Annotated in this window: 17 protein-coding genes; 10 read left to right on the forward strand and 7 right to left on the reverse strand. The window is 54.4% G+C overall.

Annotation, left to right across the window (positions count from 1 at the left end; translation table 11 throughout):
• Nucleotides 1-15: 15 nt before the first annotated feature.
• Complete coding sequence (locus ACSZO1_RS03965) at nt 16-1,482, reverse strand: amino acid permease (RefSeq protein WP_437609745.1); 1,467 nt, start codon at nt 1,480-1,482, stop codon at nt 16-18.
• Nucleotides 1,483-1,616: 134 nt separating this feature from the next.
• Complete coding sequence (yieE, locus tag ACSZO1_RS03970; RefSeq protein WP_437609746.1) at nt 1,617-2,483, reverse strand: DNA-binding transcriptional regulator YeiE; 867 nt, start codon at nt 2,481-2,483, stop codon at nt 1,617-1,619.
• A 148-nt stretch (nt 2,484-2,631) separates the two neighbouring features.
• Here yieE and ACSZO1_RS03975 point away from each other — a divergent pair, with 148 nt between their 5' ends.
• From ACSZO1_RS03975 to ACSZO1_RS03990, 4 genes are all read left to right on the forward strand, one after another.
• On the forward strand, nt 2,632-3,690 hold the full coding sequence (locus ACSZO1_RS03975; RefSeq protein ID WP_437609748.1) for a YeiH family putative sulfate export transporter: 1,059 nt from the start codon (nt 2,632-2,634) through the stop codon (nt 3,688-3,690).
• Nucleotides 3,691-3,735: 45 nt separating this feature from the next.
• On the forward strand, nt 3,736-4,578 hold the full coding sequence (nfo, locus tag ACSZO1_RS03980) for a deoxyribonuclease IV (RefSeq protein WP_437609750.1): 843 nt from the start codon (nt 3,736-3,738) through the stop codon (nt 4,576-4,578).
• 153 nt (nt 4,579-4,731) lie between these two features.
• Complete coding sequence (locus ACSZO1_RS03985) at nt 4,732-5,088, forward strand: type II toxin-antitoxin system RelE/ParE family toxin (protein ID WP_437609752.1); 357 nt, start codon at nt 4,732-4,734, stop codon at nt 5,086-5,088.
• 1 nt (nt 5,089) lies between these two features.
• Complete coding sequence (locus ACSZO1_RS03990; RefSeq protein ID WP_437609754.1) at nt 5,090-5,389, forward strand: helix-turn-helix domain-containing protein; 300 nt, start codon at nt 5,090-5,092, stop codon at nt 5,387-5,389.
• A gap of 112 nt (nt 5,390-5,501) precedes the next feature.
• Here ACSZO1_RS03990 and fruA read toward each other — a convergent pair whose 3' ends face one another.
• Genes fruA through fruB form a run of 3 tightly spaced genes read right to left on the reverse strand, consistent with a single transcriptional unit; the run spans nt 5,502 to nt 9,274 of the window.
• Nucleotides 5,502-7,190, reverse strand: a complete 1,689-nt coding sequence (gene fruA / locus ACSZO1_RS03995) for a PTS fructose transporter subunit IIBC (RefSeq protein WP_437609756.1) — start codon at nt 7,188-7,190, stop codon at nt 5,502-5,504.
• A 15-nt stretch (nt 7,191-7,205) separates the two neighbouring features.
• Complete coding sequence (fruK, locus tag ACSZO1_RS04000; protein ID WP_437609758.1) at nt 7,206-8,144, reverse strand: 1-phosphofructokinase; 939 nt, start codon at nt 8,142-8,144, stop codon at nt 7,206-7,208.
• The gene (gene fruB / locus ACSZO1_RS04005; RefSeq protein ID WP_437609761.1) at nt 8,141-9,274 is read right to left on the reverse strand and encodes a fused PTS fructose transporter subunit IIA/HPr protein; all 1,134 of its coding nucleotides are present in this window, start codon (nt 9,272-9,274) and stop codon (nt 8,141-8,143) included. The genes fruK and fruB overlap by 4 nt, the downstream gene beginning before the upstream one ends.
• 417 nt (nt 9,275-9,691) lie before the next feature.
• Between fruB and ACSZO1_RS04010 the strand changes: the two genes are divergently transcribed.
• Nucleotides 9,692-10,870: a sugar efflux transporter gene (locus ACSZO1_RS04010; protein ID WP_437609763.1), complete on the forward strand. Its 1,179-nt coding sequence runs from the start codon at nt 9,692-9,694 to the stop codon at nt 10,868-10,870.
• A 2-nt stretch (nt 10,871-10,872) separates the two neighbouring features.
• Here ACSZO1_RS04010 and ACSZO1_RS04015 read toward each other — a convergent pair whose 3' ends face one another.
• The gene (locus tag ACSZO1_RS04015) at nt 10,873-11,127 is read right to left on the reverse strand and encodes a YkgJ family cysteine cluster protein (RefSeq protein ID WP_437609765.1); all 255 of its coding nucleotides are present in this window, start codon (nt 11,125-11,127) and stop codon (nt 10,873-10,875) included.
• Between the two features lie 187 nt (nt 11,128-11,314).
• Here ACSZO1_RS04015 and yeiP point away from each other — a divergent pair, with 187 nt between their 5' ends.
• Nucleotides 11,315-11,887 carry an elongation factor P-like protein YeiP gene (yeiP, locus tag ACSZO1_RS04020; RefSeq protein ID WP_437609768.1) on the forward strand — a complete coding sequence of 191 codons (573 nt, stop codon included), beginning with the start codon at nt 11,315-11,317 and terminating at the stop codon, nt 11,885-11,887.
• Between the two features lie 59 nt (nt 11,888-11,946).
• On the opposite strand, the gene ACSZO1_RS04025 is transcribed toward yeiP, so the two are convergent.
• The gene (locus ACSZO1_RS04025) at nt 11,947-12,261 is read right to left on the reverse strand and encodes a hypothetical protein (protein ID WP_437609770.1); all 315 of its coding nucleotides are present in this window, start codon (nt 12,259-12,261) and stop codon (nt 11,947-11,949) included.
• Between the two features lie 187 nt (nt 12,262-12,448).
• Between ACSZO1_RS04025 and ACSZO1_RS04030 the strand changes: the two genes are divergently transcribed.
• The 4 genes from ACSZO1_RS04030 (at nt 12,449) to ACSZO1_RS04045 (ending at nt 17,100) form a co-directional block, all read left to right on the forward strand.
• A complete protein-coding gene (locus ACSZO1_RS04030; protein WP_437609772.1) occupies nt 12,449-13,432 on the forward strand; it encodes a CobW family GTP-binding protein in 984 nt (327 codons plus the stop codon).
• 34 nt (nt 13,433-13,466) lie between these two features.
• On the forward strand, nt 13,467-14,174 hold the full coding sequence (locus ACSZO1_RS04035; RefSeq protein ID WP_437609774.1) for a phosphatase PAP2 family protein: 708 nt from the start codon (nt 13,467-13,469) through the stop codon (nt 14,172-14,174).
• Between the two features lie 508 nt (nt 14,175-14,682).
• Complete coding sequence (mepS, locus tag ACSZO1_RS04040) at nt 14,683-15,258, forward strand: bifunctional murein DD-endopeptidase/murein LD-carboxypeptidase (protein WP_437609776.1); 576 nt, start codon at nt 14,683-14,685, stop codon at nt 15,256-15,258.
• A gap of 270 nt (nt 15,259-15,528) precedes the next feature.
• Nucleotides 15,529-17,100, forward strand: a complete 1,572-nt coding sequence (locus ACSZO1_RS04045) for a cyclic di-GMP phosphodiesterase (protein ID WP_437609778.1) — start codon at nt 15,529-15,531, stop codon at nt 17,098-17,100.
• Nucleotides 17,101-17,137 lie beyond the last annotated feature (37 nt).

The following is a 17,137-nucleotide window of genomic DNA, read 5'->3' on the forward strand; positions in this document are numbered from 1 at the left end:
GACACACCCCGCAAATCAGTCCTTACTCTGCGGGAATTCCATTTCATGGTATTTCACAAAACGGCTGCCACGCGCCAGTTTGTAACCAAACCAGATAATCAGAAACAGCGGAATACCAATATAAGTCGCGGCCACACCGTACCAGTCAATCTTATCGGCGAGGAACGCCTGATAGTTCTGGCCCAGCGTGATGATCAGGCAGAGCACAAAGGCAAAGATCGGCCCCAGCGGGAAGAAACTGGACTGATAAGGCAGTTGCTTCACATCGTGACCCTGCGCCACATAACCCCGGCGGAAACGGTAATGACTGATGGCAATCCCCAGCCAGGCAATAAAGCCGGTCATACCAGAGGTGTTCAGCAGCCACAGATACACTTCCTGGTTACCAAACATCGACGTCAGGAAACACAGCATCGCGACAGCCGTAGTGGCATACAGTGCATTGCGCGGCACGCCGCCTTTCGACAACGTCGCGAACAGACGCGGGGCTTTCCCCTCTTTCGCCAGGTTGTACAGCATACGGGTAGACGCATACATGCCAGAGTTACCCGCCGACAGCACCGCTGTCAGGATCACAGCATTCATGATCGCCGCCGCAGACAACAGACCCGCATGCTTAAACACCAGCGTGAACGGACTGACACTGATATCAGTGATATCGTTGCGCAGCAGGCTTGGGTCGGTATACGGGATAATCAGGCTGATCACCAGAATCGCAAACACATAGAACAGCAGGATACGCCAGAACACCTGACGTACCGCACGTGGAATGTTTTTCGCCGGATCTTTCGATTCACCCGCCGCAATACCAATCAGCTCAGTGCCCTGGAAGGAGAAGCCGGCAATCATCGCCACACCAATCATCGCCGCAAAACCACCGGAGAATGGCGCATCGCCAATCTGCCAGTTCTGCCAGCCCGCATTCTCTGCGCCACGCATAATGCCGACGATCATCAGAACACCAATGATGATAAAGATAATCACGGTGGCAACTTTAATCAGCGAGAACCAGTACTCCGCTTCACCAAAGCCTTTCACTGAGATGTAGTTCAGCAGGAAAATGACGCCAAGGAACAGCGCACTCCAGATCAAGCCCGGCGTATCCGGGAACCAGTAGCTCATCAGCAGCTGCGATGCCACCAGCTCAATGGCGACAGTCACCGCCCAGTTGTACCAGTAGTTCCAGCCCAGCGCGAAGCCGAAGCCCTCTTCAACATATTTAGCGCCGTAGGTGGCGAAAGAACCGGAAACCGGCATAAAAGCCGCCAGCTCGCCGAGGCTGGTCATCAGGAAATAGACCATCAGACCGATCAGCATATAGGCGAGCAGCGCACCGCCAGGGCCAGCCTGAGAAATGGTCGCGCCAGAGGCGACAAACAAGCCTGTACCAATTGAACCGCCGATAGCGATCATCGTCAGGTGACGAGCTTTTAATTCGCGTCGTAACGCAGGTTGTTCTGTTGTTTTTGTATCCTGAACCATGAAGAAACACTATCCCGGGGAAAAATAAGGCGCGATTGTAGCAAAACAACCCCGCACGTATAGCAATAGTGCGGAGTTATTAGTTAGCTTCATGATCCATCGCCGATCATAAGCAATTGTGGATTTTCAGCACATTATGCATGGCAATAGCTGAGAAAACGCGCCAGCGCTTTGGAGATATGCTTCTGCCGGTGGCGGATGCGGTACAGCGTACGCGACAGCCGCGGCAGCGGGATCTTCACTTCCATCAGCGTACCGGCTTCAAGCTGGTCGGCAATCACCCGCCGCGATAAGCAACTGATACCCATGCCATGACGCACGGCGTGTTTAATCGCTTCCGAGTTGCCCAGCTCCATCGCCAGCTCAAACTGTGGCAAATGCGATAACAGCAGATAATCGACAATTTCGCGCGTGCCCGACCCCTGCTCACGCAGAATCCACTGCATCTTTGACAGCGCCTCCAGCGTCACGGGCTGCTGCAGGATCGGCGCATCCGGTGCGGCAAACACCACCAGCTCATCTTCCAGCCACGGCTCGCTGATCAGCTCACTCATATGGCACGGACCTTCGATCAGGCCGACGTCGACACGAAAATCCACCACCGCATTAATCACATCCTGACTGTTGCCGACACTCATCTCCAGCGGCAGACGCGGAAAATCACGACGATAACCGGCAATCATGCCCGGCAACAGATAGTTGCCAATGGTGCTGCTGGCGTAAATGCGAATCGCGCCATTCTCTTCGCGAAACAGCTGCTCGATTTCTCCCGCCTGCTCCAGCAGACCCACTGCTCGCGGATAAAGCAAACGACCATGCTCGTTGACGACCAGACGTTTACCCACCCGATCAAACAGTTGTACGCCGAGCTGCCCTTCCAGATCCGCCAGCGCCGCGCTGACCGCTGACTGCGACAACGCCAGCTGCTGCGATGCCTGGGTGGTGGAACCACTCTTCAGCACTTCTGTAAACACTTCAATCTGACGCAGGGTGATATGCATCGTGCTTCCTGTATGATGACGCGTGACTCCTGCATCAGCAGCTGATGGCGGGATATATCACTTATAACGATTAATATTAAATATATAATCAATTTCTCTTTTAAGCCAGATCACCGCACACTTACCCCATTAACACAGGGGATAAATCATGACGGTACTGACAGCAGCGAAAATGGATGGCGGTACGCCGCGGCATCTGGCGGGTTTACTGCTGGCGGCGGCGATCGCAGGTGCCGCAGTGTGGCTGGGTAATCAACCAGCGATCGCCGCACTGGGGATGGGCGCACTGACGCTGGCAATTCTGCTGGGTATGCTGGTGGGCAATACGCTGTGGCCCCGTTTACAGCAGCAGTGCGACAGTGGCGTGCTGCTGGCGAAACAGCAACTGCTGCGACTGGGCATTATCCTGTATGGCTTTCGGATTACCTTTCAGCAGATTGCTGATGTCGGCATCAGCGGCGTACTGATTGATATCCTGACGCTCTGCTCCACCTTTACCCTCGCCTGCTGGCTGGGACGCCGCGTATTTGGCCTTGACCGGGACACCCGCTGGTTAATTGGTGCGGGCAGCAGTATCTGCGGTGCGGCCGCGATTCTGGCGACTCAGCCGGTGATTAAAGCCGATGCTGCGAAAGTCGCGGTCGCCATCAGCACGGTGGTTCTGTTTGGCACGCTGGCGATTTTTATCTGGCCTCTGCTCTGGCCGCTGGCGCACAGCGTTTTCCCGCAACTGACACCGACCAGCTGGGGAATTTTTACCGGTTCCACGGTACATGAAGTCGCACAGGTGGTCGCCGCCGGGCATGCCATCAGCCCGGAAACTGAAAACGCAGCGGTGATAGCCAAAATGCTGCGTGTAATGATGCTGGCGCCTTTTCTGCTGTTTCTGACATTACGCCTGAGACACGGCGCAGCAGCAGAAGCAGAAGCAGGCAGCGCAATTCGTTTTCCATGGTTTGCCCTGCTGTTTATCCTCGTTGCCCTGTTTAACTCCCTGCATCTGCTGCCCGTTTCACTGGTGCAGAGCATCAATCAACTGGACACCCTGCTGCTGGCAATGGCGATGGCCGCACTGGGGCTCACCACCCACCTTAGCGCAGTGAAACGTGCCGGGGTACGCCCGTTACTGCTGGCGCTGCTGCTGTTTTGCTGGTTGCTGGGCGGCGGCGGGCTGATCAATCTCGGCGTACACCATTTGATGGGCTAAGCGCTTCGGTTATCATGACCGTTCAGCCATCAACAGGAGCACGGCATGAAATATATTGGCGCCCACGTCAGCGCATCAGGCGGCGTGGATCAGGCAGTGATACGCGCACATGAACTGGAAGCCACGGCTTTCGCGCTGTTCACCAAAAACCAGCGTCAGTGGCGCGCGGCACCGCTCAGTGCGGAAGTGATCGCCGCCTTTCGCGCGGCCTGTGAAAAGTACCATTTTGGCCCGCAGCAAATTCTGCCGCACGACAGTTATCTGATTAACCTCGGTCACCCGGTAGAAGACGCGCTGGAAAAGTCACGCGAAGCGTTTATCGATGAGATGAGCCGTTGTGAACAGCTCGGCCTGTCGCTGCTGAACTTCCACCCCGGCAGCCATCTGCATCAGATTGATGAAGATGCCTGCCTGCGACGTATCGCCGAGTCGATTAATATCGCGCTGGATAAAACCGCTGGCGTCACGGCAGTGATTGAAAACACCGCCGGTCAGGGCAGCAACCTCGGTTTCCGTTTTGAGCATCTGGCGGCGATTATTGACGGCGTGGAAGATAAATCCCGCGTTGGCGTCTGTATTGATACCTGTCACGCCTTTGCCGGCGGATACGATCTGCGTACCGAAGAAACCTGCGTGGAAACTTTTGCCGAGTTCGGGCGTGTGGTCGGTTTCCAGTACCTGCGCGGTATGCATCTGAATGATGCCAAAAGCGCTTTCGCCAGCCGCGTTGACCGCCACCACAGCCTGGGAGAAGGCAATATCGGCAAAACCGTCTTTAGCTGGCTGATGAAAGACAGCCGCTTCGATGGCATCCCGATGATTCTGGAAACCATCAATCCGGATATCTGGAAAGATGAAATTGCCTGGCTGAAGTCGGAGCAGAAGTAGATCAGCCCATCAGTTTCATTTGTCTGAAGCACCTTCACAGGTGCTTTTTTTATTTACAGTGCCCTCTCTTTTCTCAGACTTCTGACTTTGTTACGCTGGGTTTGATTTTATAGCGAATAAGCTATAATTCATTTACAGGGAAGGAGACCCACGATGGACAGATGGGAAATCATCACGACGGGATGTTTTGATGAGTGGTTTCTTGCCCAGCAGACCGCGCTCAGAGAGTCCGTATATGAAGCGATGGGTATTCTGGAAAGATATGGCCCGCAACTCGGCAGACCGTGGGTCGACACCCTGAATGGCTCTGCATTTGCCAATATGAAAGAACTGCGCATTCAGCATGCCGGGGAGCCGATCAGAGCATTGTTTGCTTTTGACCCGAAGCGGCGCGCTATTGTGCTATGTGCCGGAGATAAAACAGGCTGCAACGAAAAACGCTTTTATAGCGACATGATTCGACTGGCCGATTCAGAGTACCGCCAGCATCTGGCTCAACTGGAGAAATAATATGGCGACCTACAGAGAATTGCTGGCTAAAGAAAGCCCGGAGATGCAGGCTCGTGTCGCAGAGCGCGTTGAAAAAGCGTGCCTGAACATTGCCTTAAGTCAGCTAAGAGAAGAACTGAATGTTTCACAGACCGAACTGGCAGCCGCAATGGGCGTAAAGCAACCTTCAGTGGCGCGTATGGAACAGAGTGACAACGATCCGCGCCTGTCAACGCTCAAACGTTATGTGACGGCACTGGGCGGTGAAATCAGTATTGATGTCACACTTCCTACCGGTAAACGAGTGGCATTTCAGCTCTGAGCTGAGTGGTCAAAAAAGGTGACTGTGGTGTGTACTTTCGGCACTGAAGCATTTTGCCAATAACAAAAAAGGCGCGGAAATCCGCGCCTTTTTTCGTTCCGCCTTTCACAAATCAGGCTTTCGCCAGTTCCGCTTCCGGACGTTTCAGAATCGCATAACCCAGGCCCGCCAGCAGAGTACCGGCAATAATCGCCACCAGGTAACCCACAACCGGCGTAATCGCACCCGGGATCAGCAGCACAAACAGACCGCCGTGTGGCGCCATCAGTTTCGCGCCAATCGCCATGGAGATCGCACCGGTCAGTGCGCCACCGGCGATACAGCATGGCAGTACACGCATTGGGTCACGTGCGGCGAACGGAATCGCGCCTTCAGAGATAAAGCACAGACCCAGTACCAGTGCCGCTTTACCGCCTTCCTGCTGGTTCTTGTTGAACTTGCGGCGGGCAACCAGCGTCGCCAGCCCCATCGCCAGCGGTGGCACCATACCGGCCGCCATAATCGCCGCCATTGGCGCATAAGTTTGCGAACTCAGCAGACCCACACCGAAGGCGTAAGCCACTTTGTTCACCGGGCCACCCATATCGGTACACATCATGCCACCGAGGATTGCACCCAGCAGTACCGCATTCGCCGTACCCATATTCGCCAGCCAGCCGGTCAGGCCAGTCATGATGCCAGCAACCGGTTTGCCCACCACATAGATCATCAGCAGGCCGGTGATCAGGCTGGCAAACAGCGGAATAATCAGGATCGGTTTCAGCGCTTCCATACTCTGCGGCAGTTTCACCTTACCACTGATCAGCTTCGCGGTGTAACCGGCAATAAAGCCCGCAATAATACCGCCAAGGAAACCGGCGTTAATGCTGGTCGCCAGCATACCGCCAATCAGACCAGGCGTCAGACCTGGACGGTCAGCAATCGAGAAAGCGATATAACCCGCCAGCACCGGCACCATCAGAGCAAAGGCGCTGCCGCCACCGATTTGCATCAGTGCTGCTGCCAGCGTACCCGGCTCTTTAAACGCGGTAATACCAAAAGCAAAGGAGAGTGCGATACACAGACCACCCGCCACCACCATTGGCAGCATATAAGACACGCCAGTCAGCAGATGGCGATAAGCGCCTGCGCTCTCTTGCTTCTCGCCCTGAGCAGCCTGCTGGCCGCCTTTCGGCTGATAAGGTTTGGCTTCCGCCTGCGCTTTATCCAGCTCCTGAGCGGTTTTCTTCAGCGCCAGGCCAGTAGAGGTACGGTACATTGGCTTCCCGGCGAATTTCGCCAGATCCACTTCAATGTCCGCCGCCACAATCACCAGATCCGCCGCAGCGACTTCTTCCGCAGTGATTTCGTTACCTGCGCCCACCGAACCGCGGGTTTCAACTTTCACCCACCAGCCGCGTTTAGTCGCTTCTGTCTGGATCGCTTCCGCAGCCATAAAGGTGTGCGCGACACCCGTAGGGCAGGCAGTCACCGCGACAATACGTTTCTGTGCGCCGCTCTGAGCTGGCGCAGCTGCTGCTGCCGCAACCGGTGCCTGGTAAGGCTGTGCCTGAGACTGCGCGTTTGCCAGGAAGATTTCCGGCTGACGCAGCGCCAGTTCGATATCGCCGAGGTAAACAGCTTTACCGTTCAGCGAGCCGTCAGCAGGGATCGTCTTGCCCGCTACCGCCACACGTTCAGCGTCTGCCGGGTTCTCCGTCAGGGTCACGCCGGTTTTGGCCGCAGCATCTGTGAGTAAATTTTTTGCCAGATAGCTGGTCGCCAGCCCCAGCGAAGGATCAATTATCAGCAGCGTTTTCATTATGCTCTCCTGCTGTTAGTTAAAGGGTTTAAGGTCGACACGCGCCATCATCGCGGCCAACTGGGTACGATCGGTAACACCTACATTACTTTGACTGACAGCCATCGCTGCGACCGCCGTGGCCAGGCGCAGCGTATGCTCGCTCGACTCACGCATCAGCAGGCCATAAATCAAGCCTCCTACCATGGAATCACCAGCACCTACGGTACTGACCACTTCACAGGCTGGCGGTTTTGCAATCCACTCGCCGGAAGCATTTACCCACAGCGCACCTTCCGCGCCGAGTGAGATAACCACATGGGCAATGCCCTGCTCACGCAGTGCATGCGCCGCTTCAATCACGTCCTGCAGGGTCGGCAGTTTACGTCCGGCCCAGATTTCCAGTTCTCGACGGTTCGGTTTTACCAGCCATGGCGCCGCTTTCAGTCCGGCGACCAGCGCTTCACGGCTGCTGTCGAAAATAATGCATGGGCAGTGGGTGCGCAGCGCGCTCATCCACTCGGTGAACGCATCAGGATCAACGCCAGCTGGCAGACTGCCGCTGACGCAGACCATATCGAACTGACCCAGCCAGCTCAGAGAGTCGGCAGAGAAACGTTCCCAGTCCTGGCCACTGACTTCAAAACCGGAGAAGTTCAGATCGGTAACATCGCCGTCTTTCTCGGTCAGCTTCACGTTAATGCGGGTACGGCCCGGCACCACCTGGAAGCGGTTAGCAATACCCAAATCACTGAACAGGTGCTGGAAACCATCCTGGTTATCTTTCCCCAGGAAACCGCCGACAGTAACGTCGATACCTAAATCCTTCAGCACCTTGGCGACGTTAATCCCTTTGCCCGCTGCATGCAGGCCGGTGGTTTTCACCAGGTTAACTTCACCACGCTCGACTTCCGCGCAGTAACCCACCAGGTCATAAGCCGGGTTCAGGGTGATGGTGGCGACACGTCTGCTCATGCTGCGCCCTCGCCCAGACCAGAAGCGATAGCTTCTTCAATCGCGTTCAGCGCCTGCTGCGCATCATCACCGCTGGCGGTAAAGCGCAGGCGATGGCCTTTCTTCACCCCTAATGCCACCACTTTCATCAGGCTGCGACCATTTGCCGGTTTACCGCTGCCATCGAGGTTGGTGATAGTGATTTCGCTGTTGAACTGCTTGATCACGCTGACCAGTGCCGTGCCAGGACGTGCATGCAGGCCATGTTCATTACGGATAGTGAACTCGGCACTCAGGACATCCGCCTGCTCGTCCACTTCGCTGGTCAGCAGCGCCAGCACACCCGCTGCATCAGCGCTCAGCAGACGGTCAGCTTTCATGTTCATCAGCAGATTGCTGAGGTAGTTCAGCACCTGCATCGGTTGCTCATCGCTGACGGCAACGGTAATCAGCATTGCAGCTTTCTCGCCGTTGACTGCAAAAGGCGTCGCCGCGCGGCTGATCGCCACGGCACTGCCGAGGTTACCCACGGTGCTGTCGCTCAGCCAGATACCCTGACCCAGGTTCAGCGGTTGTGATGCGATCACCTGGCTGACGAAGCTGGCATCCGCTGCGCCCGCCTGTTGCAGACGACCGGCGTTCAGTGCCTGCAGGGTAATCAGGTCGCTGGTGGCCACATCCAGCGCGATCATGGAATTATCAAACGTAAATTCAGCGCCCTGCTTCTCACCCATCAGGATGCTGCGCAGCACCTCTGCGGAAGTGGTGGTTTTCAGCTGTTCAGCCACGCTGTCATCGCTCAGCACATGCGTCAGCTGACGCAACAGCGCCAGGTGCTCGTCAGAACGCGCCGCGATGCCAATTGCCACATACGCCGTCTGGTCCTCACCCCAGGCAATGCCCTGCGGGAACTGGAACACCTGTACACCGGTTTCCAGCACCTGATCGCGCGTATCGGTGGTGCCGTGCGGGATGGCAATGCCGTTGCCCAGGTAGGTGGAGGTTTGCGTTTCGCGCACCAGCATGCCTTCAACATAGGCATCGCTGACGTTACCGGCGGCGGTCAGTGCCGCGGCGATCTGGCGAATGGCGTCTTCTTTATTGCTGGCGCTGGCGCCAGTGTGGATGGCTTTGAGATCGAGCTGGAACATAGTTCTCCTCTCCCGCTGAATTTGAATCGTTTCAGCTATATTGAGAAAAAAAGCGTTATCTCCTGACTAACAACCTGACGAGACAACGCTGAAACGTTTCAATGAGTTTGGTACACTCCGGCGCCTGCTGGCAAGCTTTAGCGAAATCGACGTAGCAGATTTTTGACCTCACGCACATTGCGCTGCCCATTTTCGGAAAAATACCGGTCGCATTGACACAGTTGCTGAAGTGTATTTGACTTAATCCACCTTAACGCGCGTCGGTGTCAGCAACATGTCAGCGCCAGTAAAATCCCCCGTTTGTGCAAAAAATGCGGAAAGGGAATAAGCTGCGCCAGATCAATTGAAACGGGTTTTCAAAAAAAGCCGTACCAGCGTAAACTTCAGCAGTCCTTTTCTTCTGGTTAACCCTCGCTCATGCAAACATCTGGTGCTACCGCCCGTCGCCTGCCCGACCTGCGTTCGGCGGCGTTTCTTATTGTCGCTTTTCTGTCCGGTATCGCCGGTGCGCTGCAGCTGCCGACCCTCAGTCTGTTTCTGTCCAGTGAAGTGCAGGCGCGTCCGTTTATGGTGGGAATATTTTTCACCGGCAGTGCGGTGATCGGCATTATCGTCAGCCAGCTGCTGGCAGCACGTTCAGACCGTCAGGGTGACCGTAAGATGCTGATTTTCCAGTGCTGTCTGCTGGGCGCGCTGGGTTGCATTCTGTATGCATGGAACCGCAATTACTTTGTACTGCTGTTCCTCGGCGTTCTGCTGTCGAGCTTTGGCTCTACCGCCAACCCGCAAATGTTTGCGCTGGCGCGTGAGCATGCAGATAAAACCGGGCGTGAAGCGGTGATGTTCAGCACCATTATGCGCACCCAGGTGTCGCTGGCATGGGTGATTGGTCCGCCGATTGCCTTCGCACTGGCGCTCGGCTTTGGCTTCCAGGTGATGTACGCCTGCGCCGCGCTGGCGTTTATCTGCTGTGCGCTGATTGTCAGATATCTGCTGCCATCAATGAATAAAAGCGCAGTCAAAACCAGCGCCCCCCTGCAGGCACCTGCGCGCAACCGCCGCGACACATTGCTGCTGTTTATCGGCTGCACCCTGATGTGGTCCTGCAACAATATTTATCTGATTAATATGCCGTTGTACGTGGTTCAGCAGCTGCATCTGCCAGAAGCACTGGCTGGAAAACTGATGGGACTGGCAGCCGGGCTGGAAATCCCGGTAATGCTGATTGCGGGTTACTACGCCAGACGCTTCAGCAAACGCGCGCTGATGCGCTTTTCAGCCGTTTGCGGCGTGCTGTTTTATGCCGGGCTGATGCTGTTTGACGGCACCATTAGCTTACTGCTGTTACAGGTGCTGAACGCGATGTTTATCGGCATTCTGGCCGGTATCGGTATGCTCTATTTTCAGGATCTGATGCCGGGTCAGGCCGGGTCAGCAACGACACTGTTCAGCAACTCCACTCGCGTAGGCTGGATTATTGCCGGTTCGCTGGCCGGTGTGGTGGCGGAAATCTGGAGTTATCACGCGGTTTTCTGGTGCGCACTGCTGATGATGATTGGCACCCTGTGGTGTATGTGGCGGATTAAAAACGCCTGATATCAGGGCGCGGTGGCCGCTTCGAGATCCAGCAGCCAGGTCATCGCCTGCTGACGACTGCCGCCACACATTTCAGCACTGGGTTGTAACCCGGCACAGACTTTCGGCCGCAGCGGTGAGGTAAAAATTTTGCAGCGCTGCTGTTCGTCCAGCTGAATGCAGGGGGTATTCGCCGGTTTGCCATCGGGCATTCCCGGGATCGGCGAAGAGATGGAAGGCGCGGTGCAACAGGCACCACAGTCAGGACGACACTGCATCAGGACACTCAGCGTTCACGCAAAGCGCGACAATAACAGCCGCCCGCGTGGAAAGCTACGCCAGCCGCAACAATTTACCTTTCTTTCACCATGAAATTTCCATTTCTGCTGCGTATAGCGCTTGCCTGAATGCTGCGCCGCGAGTAACGTGACGCGATTCATTCAGCACAGGTTCAGTGAGACCACCATGGCAAGAGCAAACGAGATTAAACGCGGCGCAGCCGTTAACCTCAACGGCAAGTTACTGCTGGTAAAAGATATCGACATTCAGAGTCCGAGCGCCCGTGGCGCCACCACCTTATATAAAATGCGCTTTACCGATATCCGCACCGGCCTGAAGGTGGAAGAGCGTTTTAAAGGTGATGATATTATCGACACCATCTCCCTTATCCGTCGCGCAGTGACCTTCTCTTATATTGATGGCGATGAATATGTGTTTATGGATGATGAAGATTACACGCCGTATAACTTCAAAAAAGAACAGATAGAAGAAGAGCTGCTGTTTATTCCAGAAGGGGGCATTCCGGGTATCCAGGTGCTCACTATGGATGGTCAGGTGCTGGCACTGGAGCTGCCGCAAACCGTGGATATGGAAATTACTGACACCTCGCCAGGTATTAAAGGCGCGTCTGCCAGTGCACGTACCAAGCCAGCCGCGATGGCGACAGGCCTGGTGATTCAGGTGCCGGAATATCTTAGCAATGGCGACAAAATCCGTATCCATATTGCGGAGCGTCGTTATATGGGACGCAGCGAATAATCCCCATCCCTTCTGCGGCGATGCTTTGCTGCATCGCCGCAAATGTTATATTATAACAATCAATAATAAGTGACAGTGACCAGCGCCTGTACTTTACTGCGATCAAGCCACGAGAAACGGGTGGTTCCCTGGCGCAATGGTAATGGCGGTGAGGATGTTGCGGCCTGTTGTGCATCAGCATGCTGACCATTTTGCCGGCATAACGCCAGCAGACGGTTATCGTGCTGCAGATGGACCGAACATCCACCGTCAACCACCGTGCCGTAAAACCTGACGCTCCCTGACAGGTTTTCACCATCACGCCGTTCCGCCATCACGCTGCTCGTCCATGAGGTAAAAAGTATTATCAGCAACATGCTTCTGATGTTGTTCATAATCAACCTCATTTACTGACTCTGACAGGATAACTGTAGTTGCTTTCTGTAAACGGTTCCTGATGAGTTCGTCATCGCAGCAACCGGTATTCTGCACGCTTCTGCCCGCCTCTGATGCCGCAGCAATCTGCAGGATGACGGCAACACATATTAATCAATTCAGATGCCATTCTGACGAGGAGTCATGATGACAAAGGTCAATTTAATTACCGGTTTTCTTGGCAGCGGCAAAACCACCACCCTGCTGCATTTGCTGGCGCAGAAGCCGCAACAGGAAAAATGGGCGGTACTGGTCAATGAGTTCGGCGAAATCGGCATTGATGGCGCACTGTTGCAGGACCGTGGGGCGATCTTAAAAGAGATCCCGGGCGGCTGTATGTGCTGCGTGAATGGTCTGCCGATGCAGGTGGGCCTGAATATGTTGCTGAAACAGAGCAAGCCTGACCGTTTGCTGATTGAACCCACCGGGCTGGGCCATCCGAAGCAAATTATCAGCATGCTGACGGATACCGTTTACCAGCCGTGGCTGACGCTCAATGCCACACTGACGCTGCTGGACCCACGCCAGCTCAGCGACCAGAAGGTGCTCAGTAATGAGAACTTCCGCGATCAGCTGGCGGCAGCCGACATTATTGTCGCCAATAAACAGGATCGCTGGCAGCCAGAAGATCAGCAACTGCTGGAACAATGGCAGCAGCATGCGCTCGGCGATCGCCAGCTGGTCACCACCCAATTTGGCACGATCGATCCCGCTCTGCTCGATACTCCTCGTCGTAATCTGCGTCCACTGCCGGACGCCCGTCACCACCAACACAACGCCCCGCCATCCGCGCTGGCTGCACTGCGGCTGGATAATCATAGCCGCTGGCGACGTGCACTGAATCAGGGACAGGGTTATTACGCCTGTGGCTGGATCTTCGATCAGGAAACGGTATTCGATACTATTGGTATTCTCAAATGGGCACGCCTGGCGCCGGTAACGCGGGTAAAAGGGGTTCTGCGCACGACGGAGGGGCTGGTCAGCATTAACCGCCAGGGCCAGGATTTCCAGATTGAAACCCGTCCGGTCACACCGCCTGACAGTCGTATTGAGTTAATTAATGAGCAAGACGTGCGGTGGAATGAATTGCAGAGCAGCTTGTTGAAGCTTCGTTTAGAAAGCCAGGCCTAGTCTACGCCGTTACTTTTTTAATTAATGATTAGCTATGAATACAAAACGCTTAGCGACGATCCTGCTGCTGAATATCCTGGGGATCGCCCTGTTTCTGTCCTGGTATCTGCCCGCGAACCATGGCTTTTGGTTTACTGTCGATAAAACCATTTTCTTCTGGTTCAACGACCAGATGGTCAGCAATAAACCGCTGCTGTGGCTGATTGCTATTACTAACTTTCGCGGTTTCGATGCGGTATCGCTGCTGGCGATGGGCTTGCTGTACCTGAGCTTCTGGCGTCGCGCCACGCCGCCGGAACGCCGCCGCTTGCTGGCTATCGGTATCTGCATGCTGATCACTGCGGTGGTGCTGAACCAGGCGGGCCATTTGCTGCCGGTGAAACATCAAAGCCCGAGCCTGTTCTTTGAACATGTGCATCGCGTCAGTGAGCTGACCGGTATCCCGGCTAAAGATGCTTCCAGCGACAGCTTCCCGGGCGATCATGGCATGATGCTGATGATTTTCGCCTGCTTTATGCTGCGCTATTTCACTAAAGGCGCGTTTGTCACCGCGCTGCTGATTGTGCTGGTATTCGCACTGCCGCGCGTCATGGCAGGGGCACACTGGTTTACCGATATCGCCGTGGGTTCACTGTCTGTCGTGCTGGTGGGCCTGAGCTGGTGGCTGCTGACGCCTGCCAGTGACCGCCTAGTCGACTGGCTGTGGCGCACCCTGCCGGGCAAATATAAGCCTGTGCGCTAAAGACTATTCCGCGGCTGGGACGCTTTTTATTCGTTCAGGCCGCGGAAACCTTAATGTTTCTGATAACCGCTTTGTCACCGCACCGTCATCATAAAGAAATAATTATGGTTGTGACGGCAAAAAAGCCGCTTTTTCGTCGCCCCTTGTTCCCGGTTACGCTTATTTTTTCCGTTAAGCGCGGAAATAGCGGCCTGAATTTAGCTTAATCCCGCCATTATTCACTGCCAGTTGCTGATAATTTAGCCTGAATGCTACCCATTTGTTTCTCATCAAAAAAACCTATAAAAAACTTATCAAAACCCCTCGCCATGGGGCTTCTGATCGGGTAACCTCAATCGGGATTAGGCAAAAGGTGTGATTTTTTCCTTTATCAGCTAATAAACTGTGCTCGTTCACACATTTTAGCAATTGAGGAATTGTCTTGCGCTGCGGCACTAATTAATCTCATTCCGTTTCGTAATTTGCTAACGACTCCTGTCGTTAAGGACTTCAAGGGATAACAAACATAATGGTCAAGTCTCAACCTATACTGAGATATATTCTGCGGGCGATACCCGCGGTCGCGTTAGCGACATTACTCTCGGCCTGTACCAGCAATAACGGACACAACGCACAAACTGATACGCATGCAGTTAAGAACCAGAACGGTTTTTTACTTCAAGCGTCTCAGGATGAATTCGAACAGATGGTTCAGAACGTGGATGTTAAGTCCCGTATCATGGACCAGTATGCTGACTGGAAAGGCGTTCGTTACCGTTTAGGCGGTTCCACTAAACGTGGCATCGATTGTTCTGGTTTTGTTCAGCTGACGTTCCGTGAACAGTTTGGTCTGGATCTGCCGCGTTCTACCTCAGAACAGCAGGACAGCGGAAGCAGCATTCAGCGCAACAAACTGCGCCCTGGTGACCTGGTGCTGTTCCGCGCCGGATCGACAGGACGTCACGTTGGCATCTATTTAGGTAATGACAACTTCGTTCACGCTTCCACCAGTAATGGTGTGATGATTTCAAGCATGAATGAGTCGTACTGGAAGAATCGCTACCGCGAAGCGCGCCGGGTTCTGAACAACCGAACGCAAAGCTGATTTCTGTCCCTGAAGTCCGCGAAACGAGAATGATAAAAAAACGCTGCTCCGGCAGCGTTTTTTTATGCCTGTAATTCCGCCTGACTGCCCGACGCCGCTTTACACTTTCTTAGCATAATGCCCTGCACCAGATGCAAAAGTAGTTTTGTATATCATAAGAATATAGAGACATATCCCCCGACGTCGTTATATCCTGCTGTACTTATTCTCAGGGAATGGCAGTACATTACTCTAAAAGAAAAAACAGGCTAAAGCGGGAGATAAAACGCAATGCCCTTATCGAAACGGGTAAAACACCCGCTGAGCAACACACGAAAGATTGCCTGCGTCAGTGCTGCCGTTGGCGCCGTGTTTTTTCTGCTTTTCATCGTGGCGATGCTGACACTGACCTGGCATAAACGCTCACAGGGCTATGACCAGCTGGTATTACGAAATCAACAATCTCTGCGCGACAGTTTTGCTGAGCTAAAAACGACCCTTAATCCGTTGCGCGACCTGACCGCCCTTCCCTGCTCACAAATTGGCAATGAATTAACCTCACGCGCTGCGTTCACCAATAACGTACGCGCCATTCTGCTGGTACGCGAGGGTATTGCTTACTGTTCTTCAGCAACGGGCGCATTCAGCCTGCCGGTCAGCAGTTTCTCTGCAGCCAGCAATCTCGACAATGATTTCGATATCACCCTGATTGCAGGCACACCGATGCTGCCAGAAAAACCCGCCATGGTGATCTGGCTGAAAGTACCGGGCTCTGAACGCACTGGTGTGCTGACCACACTGAATATCAATCTGACGCCGAATCTGTTGCTGGCCTCGCGCCAGCAGGATCTGAGCGGTATGGCCATGGCGGTAGGCGATCACGCCGTCGCCACCTGGAACAGAGTGATGGTCAACAAAAGTGAATTGCCGCAAAACCCGCTACGCGCGATGACCGTTGCTGGCCTGCCAATCACCTTTTATCTGTTTGGCCATACCCTGCCGCAACGTGATATTCAGCAGATCCTGCTGGTGGGGCTGCTGCTGGCGCTGCTGATCACGTCCTGCTGCTATTTATTGCTGTCACGCCATCTGCGCCCGGGAAAAGAGATTTTGCAGGGCATCAAGCGCGGAGAATTCCATGTTGAGTACCAGCCGGTTATCGAAGCCAGCAGCAGCAGCCCGTACGGTCTGGAAGCCCTGCTGCGCTGGACACATCCGACCCAGGGACGTATTCCGCCAGATGCCTTTATCAGCTACGCCGAGGCGCAAAACCTGATCATCCCGCTGACGCGTCATCTGTTTGAACTGGTGGCACGCGATGCGCACCGGCTGGTGCAGGCCATCCCGCGTGGTACTAAAATGGGTGTTAATTTATCGCCAGTCCATCTGTCATCAGCTTCTTTTCGCGACGATGTCACGCGCTGGACAAAAGCGATGCCAGACGGGCATTTCAGCTATGTATTTGAAATCACCGAACGCACCATGGTTTCGGAACGCCATGCCACAGAAACCTTTGACTGGATTCATAACCAGGGCTTCAAACTGGCAATCGATGATTTTGGCACCGGCCACAGCGCGCTGATTTATCTGGAAAAATTCAAATTCGATTACCTGAAAATTGACCGCGGTTTCGTGCAAAGTATTGGCATGGAAACCGTCACCTCCCCGGTGCTGGACGCGGTGCTGAACCTGGCGAAGAAACTGAATCTCAGTACCGTTGCCGAAGGTGTAGAGACGGAAGAACAGGCTTCATGGCTGCTGAAACGTGGTGTGACACATATGCAGGGCTATTTATTTGCAAGGCCAATGAATGTCACGCAATTGATTAGCTATTTCCAAACCAGCCGTTCGGTTTTATCCTGACATCTGAACTCATTGCGCCCGGGAGCCAAATCGAACG

The sequence above is a fragment of the Erwinia sp. V71 genome, from assembly GCF_965644245.1.
Lineage (GTDB): Bacteria > Pseudomonadota > Gammaproteobacteria > Enterobacterales > Enterobacteriaceae > Erwinia.